This is a genomic window from Paenibacillus planticolens (assembly GCF_013141725.1).
Lineage (GTDB): Bacteria > Bacillota > Bacilli > Paenibacillales > NBRC-103111 > Paenibacillus_E > Paenibacillus_E planticolens.
On sequence record NZ_WHNZ01000079.1, the window covers coordinates 59,599 to 75,322 of the forward strand.

The window sequence follows — 15,724 nt, forward strand, 5'->3', positions numbered from 1 at the left end:
ACACACTTTGCCGGCTCCGGAATATGATAAGTACAACTGCTGTTGCAACGAACAAATCATAAGGCGGTGTGTGTCGCAATGGATATGACCCCTACCCACATAGAAGAGCTAATCCACAAAAGATTCATCGTCGTAGTGATTGCTCATGAGAACGAGCATGTATTGGCGGCACAAATCGAAAATATCCATTTTTTTAATCCTGAAGCCGGCATCCTTCTCTACAACGGCGGACACAACCCCGATTTTGGAAAAAACGTGAACGTTTGGTCCTTTCCGCACAACCATCCCTTAAGAGCCGGAATTATCGTCCCCGGCATGTGGGACATCATGAAATGGTTGGAAGAGATCGGCGCAGGCTATGAATATCTGATGTCGATGGATCATGATATGCTGTTTGTTAAGCATGGCTTTCAGTCCTTCTTGGATGAAGCTATGGCGGAGTCCGACAGCATGGGTTGGAGGCTTGAAAACGATCGGGATCATCCGTACTCGCTTCCCGTGCAGAACATGAGGAACGAATGGCATTTATGGCAGCCCGTCTTCCGGACGGACGGCTTTCTGACTTACTTTAACCCCGGTCAGATCTATAAGCACGATATTGTCAGGCGTATGCTCGCTCATGTGGATCATGCCGCCGTGGATCACCTGCTTGGCATCTCGGAAGCTGCCGCCTTGGAAGAAGTCTTTTTTGTCACGCTGGCGAGTGCCTGCGGAGGCAGGGTCCGGGAATACCCCGAAGGAAGCAAGTATAATGACATGGTTCGCTGGGGCGAAAACATTACCTTCGAAAGCGTGCAGCAGCATAGAGCGCATCCCTACTATTATTGGATTCATCCGGTAAAAGGAGATAAACTGCTGGAAATGAACCAGCAGTTGCTCCCTAGGCCGGAAGTGCCGCCTGCCAACCAACCCCCTGCTGTAAGGGGCGTGCCCGCTTCCCGCCGCACAGCACTCAGAAAGAGGAAAAGACTCAAACGTAAGTCCCGCCTGAGACGAGGCTATCTTCGAAAACGGACGAAACGGCGCATCCTTAGGAAGCGAAGCCGCAAAAAAACGAACAAGTTCGCCAAAAGGCACCTGCGTCCCAAGTCTGCGGCTAAACGAACTTCTACCAAACCCAAAAAAAGGACGAAGCTGGGATAGTCTCCCGCTTCGTCCTTTTATCTGTTTGACCCTCTCACCTTACATTCCTTTGATCAGCTTCTTGAGGACAGGCAGCTTCTCCATTTCAAACGCTACGATGTTCTGCAGCTTCTTTTCGTCCCCTGGCACGCCTTTCTTGAAAGGTGTTTTCACATACCCATAAAGCTTATGCGGGAAAAGCAAATCAATATAAAGCACCTGCATTTGCTCCGGTGTAAACGGAAGAATCGCTTCATAATAGCTCATACACTTTTTCAGCTCATTGGCATCCCATCGTCCCAATTGTTCCATGCGTTTCAATAGGAGTTTGCGGATATCGCGCAGCGGAATGTCATAAGTCAAATTATCCAAATCCAGCACACAAACGCCCCCGGACGTTTGAAGGGCATTGCCTTTGCCGTAATCCTGATGACACATGTAACCGTACTTGCCGATGTCGGCTACCCATTGCCCGTAACAGGAAGCTTCCAGCAATTTGACGGCACGATCAGCCATCTCAATCATTGCGTCCCCATTCTTCACATAAGAGAGATGGAATGGCGATTTTTCCTGCATGGCTTGCTCCTTCCACAGGATAAACTCATCGCGCATGCCGCTAAAATGTTTGCCCCATACTCCCATCCGGTCATAGATGTCACAATCTTCAGGAGGGATAAATCCCAGAGTGTCTTTATGGAACTGTGCGAGACCCTTCAGCCCCGTATACAGATGCTCAGGAACCCGATCCATCTCCAGATCGCTGCCTTGCACCCAGGCATAGAGGACGAGCGCATACCCTTCATGGACAAAAAACAGCCGTTTATCCTTCGTCGGAATAATCTTCGCAACAATGGCCCCTTTTTTGAACAAATAATCTTGCGCCGCCGTCGTGAACTTCACGATCCCAATGGACTTTCGGATCCGTTTCAGGCAAACGGTTCCTGCGGATGTCTCCAGCTTCCAGACCGTTTTAACGCCTCCGCTTTGAATGACCCGGATGTTCTTGACCGCGATCTGCGGGTAATTGGCGGCCATGAGACGCTTGCCTAATTTCAGCTCTTCCTGATTAAGATCCACGTTTCACCACCTCATCCAAACGTCCGAGGAACGACTTGAGCACATTATTTTTACTAAGCTCGGTGGAGATCATGTCTTTTAAACGGGCAATATGCTTATTGACGGGCCATGAATCCTCTCGGTTTTCATAGTATTTGGACACTTGTCCATAGAACAAATGCGGAAACTGAATATCTGCCCCCAGCACCAAATACTGATCTTTCGTTAAGGGATTGACCTGCTGGTAAGCTTTCATCATCTTGAGCATGGTCGGAAGACTCCAGCTGCCTCCCTTCTTCATGACCTTATTTAATATTTTTCTCAGATCCCGCACCGGAAGATCTACCGTCAGCGAATCCATATCGTAAACATACAGCTTCCCATCTCTGCCTACAACGAGATTGCCTGCCGCAAAATCTTGATGGCACAGCGTTTTGGTGGCCTCGGTTTCCTTCACCCACTGTACAAAGCAAGGCTGATTCAGCGTCGTAAGCGCTGCTCGGGCTTGCTGCAGGAAAGTATCCACATTGGCCAAAAACAAACGGTCAAACTCGTTTTTATTTTTAACCTGCTGGCGCTGTTCTTTCCAGGTCGCCAGGCGCTCCATTCTTGTCTGCAAGTCTGATTTCCATTTCGTCAAAAGATAGGAAGGGTAGAATCCATTGGGAGATTCGATCCCTCTCGATGCCCGGTGGAAGTTCGCCATTCCTTTTAGAATAAGGGATAAGTCACTGTCGTTCTCATATTCCGGCGATCGTCCGTATACGGTTTCAAATAAGACGAAGTACTCTCCGTCCAGCTTCACATAGCCTTGGCCCGAGCCGGTTTTGAGCACATCCGGGGTGTTGACGCCATTTCCTCTAAGATACCGAATCGCATGGAGCATGAAATCAATATGCGTTTCATCAAAAGGAACTTTTTTCATGATCAGTTCGCCCTTGTCGGTTTGGATGGACCAGACTGCTTTTTTTCCTTTATCGGATAACAGGGAGATCGACTTCACTTTCAAAGGATATTGCGAGACCACCTTCTTCAAGATGTCCGAGAAAGTAGTATCCATGCTGACACCTCCGTCATGATATGGCTTTAAGGTCATTTTTTGTTTTCCGGGGCGTACAGGCTCTCAAGCCGTTTCGCCACATGCTCGAAGCCGAAGTTGCCTTCAACAGCCGCTCTGGCTGCTTTTCCTAACCGCAACGCCTCGCCAGGGTTGTTTAACATAAACGTTATGGCCTTAACAAAGGCTCCAGGATTGCTGTAATCCTCGATTACCATTCCGTTGGCATTCTGCTTAATAATTTCCGCATTTCCCCCGCGGTTGGTCGTAATAATCGGAAGTCCTGCGCCCATAGCTTCAAAATGAACTCTGGCCAGAGGCTCCTGCCACTGGGACGAACAGACGAAAATATCTCCCAGCAAATAATGGGCCGGGATTTCGCTAGGGGGAACAAAGCCTGTGAAGACGACTCGCTCGCCGAGCGCTTTGGCAAGCCGGCGTAGGCTTGCTCCGTACTCATCCAACTGCTCATTATGGAACCATTTGCTGCCGATGATGACGAGAACGACATCTTTATGGGTTTTGCTGATTTGCTCGACGGCTTTGATCAGCACGTCCGGCCCTTTGTTTTTGCTTAAACGTCCTACGAAAAGCACGACTTTTTTATTCTCGAGTCCGAATTTTTTCCGGAGTTCCTTCCTGACGGCTTGCGCTTCCGGCGTCCAGATCGGTTTATAATGCTGCAAATGGATGCCCGAATACACGGTCTTCACCTTGCCTTTAGCGGAAGGGAAACGCGTAGTGATCGTTTGGCCGATATAATTGGAGATCGACATGATCCTATCCACCGTTCGAATCACGGAGTTTCCCGTTTCCATCGATATTTTCCCGTCCTTGAACATCTCGTTATGGCAGCTGACAACAAAGCGGGAGTTCGGCATAGCAGCTTTATACGCTGGAACGGTTTTCGGACGGTTAAACACATGGATGACATCGTACTTTTTATTGCCGGCATGGAGCTTTGCGAGTTCTTTGGCAACACCGTTCACATAATCTTCGGGCGGAACCCGAATATACTTGACGCCACCTACCACTTCCCGATCAGGAAGCTCCCGGTCCGTAATGCAAAAAATAGTGAGATCATGCCTACTGCCAATATGCGGTGTCACGCCATTGATTAAAATTTGAATGGCGCCCCCTCGAATCGGCGGAACGGTAAGCTTTTCAGTGCAAATAAATGCAATCTTCATCGTTACCACTCCAATCGTATTTCTATACGAACTACGCCGCATTTTTAGTTTTACGTGCCAGCTTCTTGCCAAACCTGCTCCATACATTCACTCTCGGTTTGGACCGTTTTTTCCCTTTTTTGAGTCTGTTAGAAAGGGACATTTTCAATCTCTTCCTGATCGGCGTTTTTCTTGTTTTCAGCACTCTCTTTCCTCTACCAGGCGCTCCCTTCAGCATCGGCTTCTTCTTACGAAGCAGCCGTTTCTTAGAAACCATGCGCTTGACCCGCCTTGCCCGCGGATGCTTCACATGCGCCAAGGGACTCGGCTGCAGCTGCGGCGGATTCGGATCCACATAAGGGATGTCTCCGGACATCAACTGTTCGTGCAGGTTAAGAAGGCGATCGCCTTTGACGGGATGAATCGTGTGATACATATAATGATGCATGGCGGCGTGCGCCTCGTTCTGCTCAATCTCATGCTCATGCCGCATCACATTCAACCGGTCGTCGCGCGGGAACTCCCGGCATTTTCCACCTAATGCAGCAGCGAATGTAACAAAGAAAAATTCTTCCAATGCAACCACATTGCTTTCAGAGAGCCACCCATCAACCAGCGAAACGTCCGCTTCTTCAAGCATCTTCTTGACGATGCCGCGCCGGTAAACTTGTGTCGGATTAAAATAGCGAATGAAGTGGTTCATTTGGAACAAGGATCCCCAACGTCCCCATTCCTGCCACATCGACCGCTTATTGATCGTATCCGCATCTTTGACGCTGCGGCAGATCTGCATATCCCACCCCATACAGTCGTAACCCTGCATCGTTTGATCCAGATATGCCTCAAAACCTGGCTTCACAAAGAGCACATCATCATCGAGATTGACCAAATACTCGTATTCAACCTGATGCTCATCCAGCCACTTCATCACATCCCACAGGAATGGTGCCAAGTGTCCCCAAATGAGATGCCGGCTGTACTCGCAAGTAGCCGCATTCATGCCTCTGCCGAAACCGCTCTCGTCTCCCCCGTTATACAGCACAATGCCGGCTTCCGGGTTGAATTTGCGAATATTTTCAATCTGTGCGGCAAGCACATGCTCATCTTTGTGGGCCAGCAGCGCGAACATGAGCCGTTTGCCCTTCGGTATGCCGCCGTAATGGTTCATTCTGAAGTTAACGGGAGCATCATACTCAGCTGTAATGCGATACAAATCGTCCCACTGTGAACCCGATATATTTTTATAGAGTTCGCCGCCTCCGACGCGTCTTGTATGTTTGACGGCCACCTCGTCGATGACTCCTAATTTTTGATAGGGATAGCCCAGCACCTTAGGCCAGACAAAATCGAGTCCCCAGCCCGATTCGCTCTTTTCAAATGTAGGCAGCAGCTTTTGGAATGTCTCTCTGGTATACAGAGGAACCATAGGCTCGACAAAGTGGGAATATCGCAAATAATAATTGCTGTTTTGCAGGGTAATTCCATGCCCGTAGTAAGAGTCTCGCGTTAAACTCGGCTGGGCCAGTTCGAGACCCTGCTCCATGAAAATCTCAAACATGCGATGAATGTCACGGGCACTCGCGCTTATATCGTCATCCGGCATCCAGATGGCATCATAGTGAAGGATGTCATCTCCGAATGCTGCAATCGTATCCTTCACTGTGGGCCATTTCAGCCCCGGGATCTCATGATAAAAGTCACAATCATTCACATACTTTTGTGGCGTATTACCGAAATAACTAAGACAAAGATCGAAGTTTTTATACTCCGCAGGCTGCAGCCATTGTTGATGGATTGAGGTATCGCCCACTCTGCCGATTACAAGAAACCTCTTGTCACCTTTGACTTGAAATGACGTCATTTCGCTCGCTCCTTTTTCTAACCACTCGTTATTTCCTTTCCATGAATCGGATATATTCCAAAATAGGCTGCCTCAAATCTTCCCGCTGCACGGATATGTCCAGAATCGCTTTCACATAGCCCAGATGATCCCCAACGTCGTGCCACACACCGTCAATCTCGCATGCGTGAACCGCCTCTTCCTCATTAAGCTTCGAGATCGCGTCGGTCAGCTGAATTTCTTGCCCGACACCCGGCTCCTGCTTCTCCAAAATTCCGAAAATAGCGGGCGTCAATATATACCGGCCGATCATGGCAAGGTTGGACGGAGCGTCCTGCGGCCTCGGCTTCTCCACAAGCTTCGTAATATTGTAAAAGCGGTCGAACAACAGCTGGGCATCGATAATGCCGTAGCTCGAAACATCCTTCGGATTGACAGGCTGCACCCCGATAATCGACGTTTTGTACCGGTCGAAATAGTCCATCATCTGCTTTAAGCACGGAACGTCAGACTGGACGAACGTATCGCCAAGCAGCACAGCAAAGGGTTCGTCATTAATAAACTTTCTTGCGCACCAGATCGCATGACCCAAGCCTTTCGGCTCTTTTTGACGAATGTAGTGGATATCGATGAGCTGAGCAGGCTCCTGCACCTTCTCCAGCATTCTCAGCTTCCCTTTTTGCTGCAAATGATGTTCAAGCTCAAAGGCGTTGTCGAAATGATCCTCCAACGCACGTTTGCCTTTTCCCGTCACAATAATGATATCCTCAATGCCTGATGCAACAGCTTCCTCCACGATAAATTGAATCGTCGGTTTATCAATGATCGGCAGCAACTCTTTTGGCATCGCTTTGGTTGCCGGCAAGAACCGGGTCCCCAGACCTGCTGCGGGAATGATTGCTTTCCGAACTTTCATAGCGATCATCATCCTTCTGTATGAATTGTGACAGGAAGAACGATCACTTCATCCTGCCAATGCTTTGATAGACGAATCCCTCTTTTTTCATCTTTTCGGGATCGAATAAATTCCTTCCGTCAAAAAGAACCGGATTCTTCAGCAAGCTCTTGATTCGGCTGAGATCCGCCGACCGGTACTGCTTCCACTCTGTAAAGATCAACAAGGCATCCGCATCCATCAGAGCCGGATAGAGCCCCGTGAAATACTGGATGTTCTCCTCTCCCAGAGCCTGGTACGCATTCTGCAGAGCGACCGGATCGTGCACATGAATCTGAGCGCCGCGATTTCTGAGTTGTTCGATGGTCTCGATGGACGGCGCTTCACGAATATCATCGGTTTCCGGTTTAAAGGACAATCCCCATACCGCCAGCTTGCGTCCGGTCAAATCTTCTCCGAAATAGCCGACGACCATCTCCAGCAATTTTTTCTTCTGCTTGTGGTTGACTTTATCGACGGCTTCTAAGATGTGCGTTGGAATATTCCGCTCCGTGGCGCTTTGGATAATAGCCCGTACATCCTTAGGGAAACAAGAACCGCCGTACCCAACCCCGGCCGATAAAAAGTAACTGCCGATCCGATGGTCCAATTCCATTCCCTGCCGCACACGCTCAATATCTGCACCGACCGACTCACAGATACCGGCAATTTCGTTCATGAAGCTTATGCGTGTCGCCAACATCGCATTGGAGGCATACTTGGCAAGCTCAGCGGAAGCAATGTCCATGTGAATCAGAGGGAATCCCTTGCTCGTAAGCGGCAAATACAGCTTCTCCATGTAAGCCAAAGCCCGGTCGTTGCTACTGCCGACCACGATCCGGTTCGGGTTCAAAAAGTCATTAATGGCAGAGCCTTCCCTTAGAAACTCCGGATTCGACACAATATCGAATTCCAAATCCGCGAGCCCCCGGATCGTTAACTGTTCCTCGATCATGCCGCGTATGCGTTCGCTGCTGCCGATAGGAACCGTTGATTTCGTAATCACAATGGCATAATCTTGCATGCTTTCGCCGATTTGCTGTACGGCTTTCATCACGTAAGTAAGATCGGCGGAGCCATCTTCGGCCGGAGGCGTTCCGACAGCGATGAAAATAAATTGACTCTGCGCAACAGCTTGGCTGATGTCCAGCGAGAAATTTAACCGTCCCTCCTGCACATTTCGTTCAACCATCCGCGTAAGTCCAGGTTCGTAAATGGGTACTTGTCCGTTAGTCAATGCGGATACTTTGGCCGGATTGTTATCCACGCAAATGACTCCATGCCCCATTTCCGCCAAACATGCCCCAACCACGAGTCCTACATAACCAGTTCCAATCATGCAAATCTTCATGGCCGCTCTCCCTCGTCGTGTAGAGTTCATTGCTGCTAACCGCAACCGCTGGTAGACATTAATCACTGTCATCTTAAAGTGTATGCGCCTTGTCTTACTAGAAACTCGGACGGATAACTACGCACTGGGAAAAATCAACTTTTACCTACGCGGATCAGCTTTATTCTGTTTTTGAGGACAAACGTACAATCCACCCTTTCATTCCGGTAATACAAATATCTAGACGGGTAAAAACCAATGTGTTACGAAGGAGGACTACGCTTGGAGAGAATTCATATCGTCGTAGCTGCAAACAACAATTACGTGAAACACTTAGCGGTGATGCTTACTTCCTTATTCGAACATAAATCAGAGAATCGGCCCGCTTCGATCTATGTGATCGACGGCAATCTGTCTAAGGAGAATAAACAGAAACTTCTTCATGCCCTGAAAGCATTTCAAAAGGAGCTTGTATTCTTAACGGTGGATGATTCTTTATTCCGGGATGTCGTCGTTCGTTATCATTTGAGCAAGGAAACCTACTACCGCATTGCGATTCCGGCCCTTTTGCCAAACGATATACGAAAAGCGCTCTATTTGGATTGCGACCTCATTGTGAAAGAGGATATTGCGAAGCTATGGGATGTCGATATCGAGAAATATCAACTCGGCGCCGTACAAATTCCCGGCAAAGTCCTCCGTTACGAGGAGCTCGGTATTCCGGAAAGTTCCGGCTATTTTAACGCAGGCGTGCTGCTCCTTAACTTGAAAAAGTGGAGAGACAACCAGACCTCCGAGAAAGTTTTACATTATATGAAAAAAAATCCGGAGAAGCTCAAATACATGGATCAGGACGCTTTAAACGCAGTTCTCCAAAACAAATGGCTAAAGCTGGACCCCAAATGGAACTATCAAGTGCACCGCTCCCATCATCAGCGTTTCGAGCCGGCCATCATACATTACACAACCGACAAAAAACCTTGGAACAGCCATCACAATCCGAAATTTAAAGATGAGTATCTCAAATATGCGCGTAAAACCATCTGGTAGCCAGGCGAGCAGCGCAAATTTCAAACGATCAGGAGGTCATGGAATGAAAACAGATTGGTTAATCATCGGCGCAGGCTTTACAGGCGCAACGCTGGCCGAGCGAATTGCCTCCCAACTGGGGCAGAAAGTTCTGATTGTCGACAAAAGAGATCATATTGGCGGAAACTCGTATGATTGCTATGACGAACACGGCATTCTGATTCATAAGTACGGCTCACATACGTTCCATACCAACTCCAGCATGGTTTGGAACTACCTTTCCCAATTCACGTCGTGGCGTCCCTACTTTCATGAAGTCCGTGTGGTCATTGACGGCAAGAAGGTGCCTGTCCCTTTTAATCTCAATTCCATCTATGCCTTGTTTCCTCCCAAATATGCCGAAAAGCTGGAAGCGCTGCTGATCGACCACTTCGGTTATGGCGTTAAAGTCCCGATCTTGAAGCTTCGTGAAAGCGCAAGCGGCGAACTAAGCGACTTGGCCGATTTTATATATCAAAATGTGTTCTATAAATACACCCTTAAGCATTGGGAATTAGACCCGGAACAGCTCGCTCCTTCTGTGACTGCAAGAGTTCCCGTTTACATTTCCCGGGATAATCGCTACTTTCAAGACACTTATCAGGGCCTTCCTAAACACGGCTATACGCCTATGTTTAATAAGATGCTCAAACATCCCAACATCAAAGTGCTGCTGAATACCGATTACCAAGAGATCATCCAGGAGATCGATTGCAAGCGGATGGTCTATACCGGTCCGATCGACGAATACTTCAACTATATGCACGGACAGCTTCCGTACCGCAGCATGCGCTTTGAATTCGATACCCTCGATACGGAATACCATCAGGAAGTCGGGACGGTCAACTACCCGCACGAATACGACTACACCCGGGTGCTGGAGCAGAAGCATTTGACCGGCCAGCAATCCCCCAAAACAACCATTTCTTACGTGTACCCTGAAACCTATACCATTGGAAAAAATGAGCCGTACTATCCGATTCCGCGCGACGAGAACAAAGAACGCTACAGGCTGTACCAAGCGGAAGCAGACAAAATCAAGGATAAAGTGCTGTTTGCGGGAAGATTGGCCGATTACAAATACTACAATATGGATCAGGCCGTAGCTCGTGCGCTAACGCTATTCCATAACGAGATTCACAAATAAGGCGTATAGGCAGAGGAGGCTGCATTCATGATTTGTATGGCTTTGTTAGCCCACGAGGACGAACATGCATTGCGGAATCAAATCCGAAATATTCGCAAATATAACCCTCAGGACGTCCAAATCGTCTTCTACAATGGCGGACAGGATGCGAATTTCGGCAAAAAGATTTGTGAAGAAGAAAAAGTCATGTACTGCCCCTACAGCCGTCCTTTGCAGCAGCGGACCAGCGGCCGGTTTTTCTACGATGTCATGAGATATCTCGAGGATAAAAAGGTTGAATATGAATACCTGGTCTATATGGAATACGACATCATGTTTGTCAACTCGGGGTTTCGGGAGTACCTGCTGGGCAAAATGGAAGGCTGCGATTGCCTTATCAAAATGATCCGCAAAGAAGTCGATCCGAACCAAGCCTCGTGGCCTCCGGCTAAAGACATGTGGAAAGACTGGGAACGGTGGAAGACGATTTTCAACTCCGATTCCTTCTACCGCACCTCCTCCCCGATGTCGGTCTTCCGGCATGGCATTATTAAACAGATGCTCGCCGGACTCAATAAGAAGCGGCTGGAGCGGCTGTTCGATTCGTCGAATATTCCTTGTCTCGGGGAAATGCTGTACATTACCTTAGCTAAAAAATACGGCGGCAAATGTAAAATTTACGGGGATAATACCAAACGGTTCCTCCGGTTCAGACCGGCCATCACGCTGAAAGAAATCAAAGAAGCCAAAAAACGGCCGGAGGTTATGTTCGTCCATCCTGTGAAGGACGCCGGAGTGCGTGAGTGGATTTTCAACCAATCCTAGGAGGCGGAAACATGCTTTGTTTTGCACTATTAGCGCATGCCGACGAAAACGCCCTTCGCCAGCAAATCCGGAACATTCGCAGATATAATCCGAATAACGTGCTCATTGTTTTGTACAACGGCGGACAGGATGCGAACTTCGGCAAAGCCCTTTGCAGAAAAATGAAGGTCATGTACTGCCCGTACAGCAGGCCGCTGCAGAAAGGAAAGACCGGACGTTTCTACTACGACGTGATGCGGTGGCTGGAGGATAGTAACGTCAACTACGACTATTTGGTCTATACGGAGTATGACGTGATGTTCGTCAATTACGGGTTTGAACAAATGGTCGAGAGTGAACTCAAGGATCATGACGGCCTGGTGAAATTAATTCGGCACGAAAAGAGCGCGAGGCGCAACTGGTGGATTCCCGGCAAAACGATGTGGAAGGAATGGAGCCGCTGGAAGCCCTTCTTCAAGCGGGAAGATTTCTACGGCACCTTCAATCCGATGCAAGTGTACCGGCGTTCCATCCTGAAGCAAATGCTATCCGTCATTGACAAAGGGATGCTGGAAGAGCTGTTCACCCATACGAATGTGTATGCCTTGGGTGAGATGCTCTACATTACGCTGGCCAAAAATTGCGGCGGCCGCATGAAGGCTTATCCTAAGCCGAGCGTCGAATACCTCCGCGTGTACCATCGTATTCGCTTGGAGGATGCCAAAGAGGCCAGCTTGAAGCCTGAAGTCATGTTCGTTCATCCGGTCAAAGACGCCGAAGTGCGCGACTGGATTTTCAACCTAAAAAAATAGAGGAGGAAGCCGCATGATTTGTTTCGCTCTGTTAGCACACGAGAACGAACCTGCGCTTCGCCAACAAATTAGAAATCTTCGCAGGTTTAACCCGAATGCCTTTATCGTGCTGTATAACGGCGGCAGTGACCGGAGCTTCGGCAAAGAGGTGTGCCAGAGCGAACACGTCCTCTACTGTCCCTACAGCAGGCCTTTGCGAAGAGGACGAACCGGAAGATTCTTCTATGACGTCATGAGATGGCTGGAAGATATGCGAATTCCGTATGAGTACCTGGTTTATACCGAGTATGACGTGATGTTCATTCACGACGGCTTTGAAGCCTTTTTGAACCATCACATGGAGGGTTACGATTGTTTAGTGGAGGCTTTGAAGACAGAGAAGACGCCTCACAAAAGCAATTGGACAACCGCTTTGGGCATGTGGAAGGAATGGGGGCTTTGGCAGCCGTTTTTTCAAAGCCATCACTTCTACGGCACGTTCAACCCGATGCAGGTTTACCGCCATAGCCTTGTGCGGAGCATGATCGCGAGGGTTAACAAGCCGATGCTGGAAGAAATCCTGGCCAAGACGGATGTCTTTGCTCTGGGGGAAATCTTATACATGACGCTTGCCATGCAGTGCGGCGCCAGATGCCAGGAGTACCCCAGCAAGAACAGGCAGTGCTTCCGCTACCGGCCCAATATCGCCCTGCAAGAAATTCAACATGCCTCACAGAAATCAGAAGTCATGTTCGCCCATCCGGTCAAAGACGAATCCGTACGCGCCTGGATAAGCGCATTATGATCTGGAGGCCTAGGAGGAAACCATGATGAAACAAAGGATTCTGGTTACTGGAGGGGCAGGGTTCATCGGAAGCCACCTGGTGGACTCTCTCCTCTTGGACGGCAACTGCGAAGTGCTTGTGATCGATAATTTTGACGACTACTACGATCGCAAAGTGAAGGAGAACAACATCCGGCAGCACTTGCGCTCGCCCGGATACGAGTTAGTGGAAGCCGATATTCGGGACAGAGCCGGCATGGACCGGATTTTCGGCTCCTGGAAACCGGACGCAGTCGTCCATCTGGCAGCCAAAGCAGGCGTCCGTCCCTCGCTCGAAATCCCGAGCATATATGTCGACGTCAATCTTGCAGGCACGGTCAACCTGCTCGATGCGTCGGTCAAATACGGCGTCTCCAAGTTTGTTTTTGGATCGTCGAGTTCTGTATACGGCCTGAATGACAAGGTGCCGTTCTCCGAAGCCGATCCCACCCTGCTCATCGCCTCGCCGTACGGCGCCACCAAAGCTTCAGGCGAAGCCTTATGCCGAAGCTACAGCCATTGTTTCGGCCTGCCGATCGTCGCGCTGCGCTTCTTCACCGTCTTCGGTCCCCGGCAGCGGCCGGACCTCGCGATTCATCTGTTTGCCAAAAAGATGGCGATGGGGAAGCCGATCTCCTTATTTGGAGACGGCACAACGAGTCGCGATTATACGTATGTAGCCGATATCGTAAACGGCATTCGTAGATCCATCGATTTCGACCATCCCGGCTACGAAGTATTCAACCTTGGGAACGACCATCCGACCAGCTTGCTGGACCTTATCACGGTGCTGGAGAACGCGATGAACAAGAAAGCGATCATTGAGTGGAAGCCGATGCAGATCGGGGACGTCCCCCGGACATGGGCCAACTTCGAGAAAGCGCATCGTCTCCTCGGCTACACGCCGTCTACGAGCTTGGAGGAGGGCATTGGCCGATTTGTGAAGTGGCTGGAGGAAAGCCAGCCGCTGGCATAAAAGCCGAACACTCGCATATGCCGGCTGTTCCCGCTGCATGCTAAACACTGGCACAAGCTCACGGCTACCACTGCTTGCCGAGGCAAAGGGCTGTTATGCTTCTTTGGTCAAAATAAAGGAAAAAATCCCCTCTAATTTGACTGCAGAAGCTCGTAAGATGCATTTAGCCGGAAAAACTCCCTCTATTTGCACCGATTTCGTGAGAGTCTACGAAATCCGGTCAAATTAACGGGAGTTTTTTCCTTTTATTTTCCTGCGAGGCCATCTTTCGAGCGGTTTAGGGGGAGATTTTCCAGTTATCTTCCTACCGTCGCCCAGGGAAGGGAATCCCCTTCCCACATTTAAGCTTGTTTTAACAGCGCTAACTTCAACCTTTTGCCCTCTCCGCCTACTTTTACGCTGAAAAACGACGTCTCAGCACCTAACATCGGGGATTTTTCAGCGATCGCTTTATCTCCTTCTATCCGCAAGCTATACATACAATTCCAGCAAACGCTTGGCGACATGCTGGAACCCATAATTGCCTTCCACAAATTTGCGGCCGGCCCTGCCTAGTTCATTCGCTTTCGAAGGGTGCGTGAAGATGTGGCTGATCGAATTGGCAAAAGCCCACGGATCCGTATAGGCACTGATGACAATACCGTTCTTGTGGTTCGATATGATCTCGGCATTTCCCCCGCGATTCGTCGTAATGATCGGAAGGCCTGCGCCCATGGCCTCATAATGCACTCTCGCCAGCGGCTCCTGCCACTGCGAGCTGCAAACGAACACATCCCCCAACAGGTAGATGGAAGGGATTTTGCTCGGAGGCACAAAGTTTGTGAAGACGACTCTGTCTGTGCCCAGCGAATTGCCTAGCTTTCGCAGACTGGAAATATACCCGGTTACGCGATTATCGCTGAACCATTTGCTTCCGACAATGACCAGCACGGCATCCTCATGCTTTTGGATAACCCTCTGCATCGCCCGCAGCAATACATCAGCCCCTTTGTTAGCGGATAGCCTTCCAACGAACAGCACAACCTTTTTATTCTCGACGCCGTATTTCTTGCGCAGTGCCGTTCGTTCCGCTTGCGCGTCTTCTCTCCAAATCGGTTTGTACCGATCCAAATTAATGCCGGAATAGACCGTTTTCACCTTGCTTGCAGCCTCAGGGAAACGATTCACGATTGTGCTTCCGATATAGTTAGAAATGGACATGATGTTGTGGGCTATTTCTACAACACGGCGCCCCTTGTCATCCGGCAGCTTTTCTTTGCGAAACATCTCGTTATGACAACTCAAAACAATCCGGCTTCCAGGCATAGCTTCCTTGATGACGGGCACGTTTAGTGGCCGGTTAAACACATGAATGACGTCAAAAGTCCGGTTGCCTGCCGTTAGCTTTTTCAGCTCTCTGGCTACATTCATTAAGTAGTTGTTCTTCTCAACCCGAATGTAGGTTACGCCTTTTACAACCTCACGATCGCGAAGGGCGTTGTCTTTTATGCAAAATACCGTTACTTCATGGTTCGCACTTAAATAAGGAATGACACCATCGATGAAGATTTGAATAGCTCCTCCTCTTATCGAAGGAACAGTCAGCATTTCCGTACAAATCAAGGCAATCCTCACCCTGTTCACTCCAA

The 15,724-nt window shown here is 49.2% G+C and carries 14 protein-coding genes; 7 read left to right on the forward strand and 7 right to left on the reverse strand.

The features are described 5' to 3' along the window. Positions 1–84: 84 nt before the first annotated feature. Positions 85–1,143: a hypothetical protein gene (locus tag GC097_RS30710; protein ID WP_171687068.1), complete on the forward strand. Its 1,059-nt coding sequence runs from the start codon at positions 85–87 to the stop codon at positions 1,141–1,143. Between the two features lie 39 nt (positions 1,144–1,182). Here GC097_RS30710 and GC097_RS30715 read toward each other — a convergent pair whose 3' ends face one another. Genes GC097_RS30715 through GC097_RS30740 form a run of 6 tightly spaced genes read right to left on the reverse strand, consistent with a single transcriptional unit; the run spans position 1,183 to position 8,529 of the window. Beyond that, complete coding sequence (locus GC097_RS30715; protein ID WP_171687069.1) at positions 1,183–2,199, reverse strand: CotS family spore coat protein; 1,017 nt, start codon at positions 2,197–2,199, stop codon at positions 1,183–1,185. Further along, a complete protein-coding gene (locus GC097_RS30720) occupies positions 2,189–3,238 on the reverse strand; it encodes a CotS family spore coat protein (protein WP_171687070.1) in 1,050 nt (349 codons plus the stop codon). Before GC097_RS30720 ends, GC097_RS30715 begins: the two co-directional genes overlap by 11 nt. Before the next feature lie 32 nt (positions 3,239–3,270). Continuing rightward, positions 3,271–4,425: a glycosyltransferase family 4 protein gene (locus tag GC097_RS30725; protein ID WP_171687071.1), complete on the reverse strand. Its 1,155-nt coding sequence runs from the start codon at positions 4,423–4,425 to the stop codon at positions 3,271–3,273. A 31-nt stretch (positions 4,426–4,456) separates the two neighbouring features. Beyond that, the gene (locus GC097_RS30730) at positions 4,457–6,265 is read right to left on the reverse strand and encodes a hypothetical protein (protein ID WP_171687072.1); all 1,809 of its coding nucleotides are present in this window, start codon (positions 6,263–6,265) and stop codon (positions 4,457–4,459) included. Positions 6,266–6,293: 28 nt separating this feature from the next. Beyond that, positions 6,294–7,160, reverse strand: coding sequence for a UTP--glucose-1-phosphate uridylyltransferase GalU (gene galU / locus GC097_RS30735; RefSeq protein WP_171687073.1), 867 nt, complete (start codon positions 7,158–7,160; stop codon positions 6,294–6,296). A 43-nt stretch (positions 7,161–7,203) separates the two neighbouring features. Next, the gene (locus GC097_RS30740; RefSeq protein WP_171687074.1) at positions 7,204–8,529 is read right to left on the reverse strand and encodes a UDP-glucose dehydrogenase family protein; all 1,326 of its coding nucleotides are present in this window, start codon (positions 8,527–8,529) and stop codon (positions 7,204–7,206) included. A 261-nt stretch (positions 8,530–8,790) separates the two neighbouring features. Between GC097_RS30740 and GC097_RS30745 the strand changes: the two genes are divergently transcribed. From GC097_RS30745 to GC097_RS30770, 6 genes are read left to right on the forward strand one after another with little or no spacing between them, the layout of a single operon-like run. After that, positions 8,791–9,558 (forward strand): glycosyltransferase family 8 protein, encoded by a 768-nt coding sequence (locus tag GC097_RS30745; protein WP_171687075.1) that lies wholly within the window; start codon positions 8,791–8,793, stop codon positions 9,556–9,558. 43 nt (positions 9,559–9,601) lie between these two features. Further along, positions 9,602–10,723, forward strand: a complete 1,122-nt coding sequence (gene glf / locus GC097_RS30750) for a UDP-galactopyranose mutase (RefSeq protein ID WP_171687076.1) — start codon at positions 9,602–9,604, stop codon at positions 10,721–10,723. 27 nt (positions 10,724–10,750) lie between these two features. Beyond that, a complete protein-coding gene (locus GC097_RS30755; protein WP_171687077.1) occupies positions 10,751–11,527 on the forward strand; it encodes a hypothetical protein in 777 nt (258 codons plus the stop codon). Between the two features lie 11 nt (positions 11,528–11,538). Continuing rightward, positions 11,539–12,318, forward strand: coding sequence for a hypothetical protein (locus GC097_RS30760; RefSeq protein ID WP_171687078.1), 780 nt, complete (start codon positions 11,539–11,541; stop codon positions 12,316–12,318). 13 nt (positions 12,319–12,331) lie between these two features. Then, positions 12,332–13,102 carry a hypothetical protein gene (locus tag GC097_RS30765; protein WP_171687079.1) on the forward strand — a complete coding sequence of 257 codons (771 nt, stop codon included), beginning with the start codon at positions 12,332–12,334 and terminating at the stop codon, positions 13,100–13,102. A 25-nt stretch (positions 13,103–13,127) separates the two neighbouring features. After that, on the forward strand, positions 13,128–14,096 hold the full coding sequence (locus GC097_RS30770) for a GDP-mannose 4,6-dehydratase (RefSeq protein WP_171687080.1): 969 nt from the start codon (positions 13,128–13,130) through the stop codon (positions 14,094–14,096). A gap of 471 nt (positions 14,097–14,567) precedes the next feature. Here the strand turns inward: GC097_RS30770 and GC097_RS30775 are convergent, their stop codons facing one another. After that, positions 14,568–15,710 carry a glycosyltransferase family 4 protein gene (locus GC097_RS30775; protein WP_312875751.1) on the reverse strand — a complete coding sequence of 381 codons (1,143 nt, stop codon included), beginning with the start codon at positions 15,708–15,710 and terminating at the stop codon, positions 14,568–14,570. Positions 15,711–15,724: the final 14 nt, after the last annotated feature.

Excerpts from the sequence above, each read along its gene's own strand:
- GC097_RS30765 (WP_171687079.1), top strand. The coding sequence starts at position 12,332 with ATGATTTGTTTCGCTCTGTTAGCACACGAGAACGAACCTGCGCTTCGC.
- glf (WP_171687076.1), top strand. The coding sequence starts at position 9,602 with ATGAAAACAGATTGGTTAATCATCGGCGCAGGCTTTACAGGCGCAACG.
- GC097_RS30710 (WP_171687068.1), top strand. The coding sequence starts at position 85 with ATGACCCCTACCCACATAGAAGAGCTAATCCACAAAAGATTCATCGTC.
- GC097_RS30720 (WP_171687070.1), bottom strand. The coding sequence starts at position 3,238 with ATGGATACTACTTTCTCGGACATCTTGAAGAAGGTGGTCTCGCAATAT.
- GC097_RS30755 (WP_171687077.1), top strand. The coding sequence starts at position 10,751 with ATGATTTGTATGGCTTTGTTAGCCCACGAGGACGAACATGCATTGCGG.
- GC097_RS30770 (WP_171687080.1), top strand. The coding sequence starts at position 13,128 with ATGAAACAAAGGATTCTGGTTACTGGAGGGGCAGGGTTCATCGGAAGC.
- galU (WP_171687073.1), bottom strand. The coding sequence starts at position 7,160 with ATGAAAGTTCGGAAAGCAATCATTCCCGCAGCAGGTCTGGGGACCCGG.
- GC097_RS30730 (WP_171687072.1), bottom strand. The coding sequence starts at position 6,265 with ATGACGTCATTTCAAGTCAAAGGTGACAAGAGGTTTCTTGTAATCGGC.
- GC097_RS30725 (WP_171687071.1), bottom strand. The coding sequence starts at position 4,425 with ATGAAGATTGCATTTATTTGCACTGAAAAGCTTACCGTTCCGCCGATT.
- GC097_RS30740 (WP_171687074.1), bottom strand. The coding sequence starts at position 8,529 with ATGAAGATTTGCATGATTGGAACTGGTTATGTAGGACTCGTGGTTGGG.
- GC097_RS30760 (WP_171687078.1), top strand. The coding sequence starts at position 11,539 with ATGCTTTGTTTTGCACTATTAGCGCATGCCGACGAAAACGCCCTTCGC.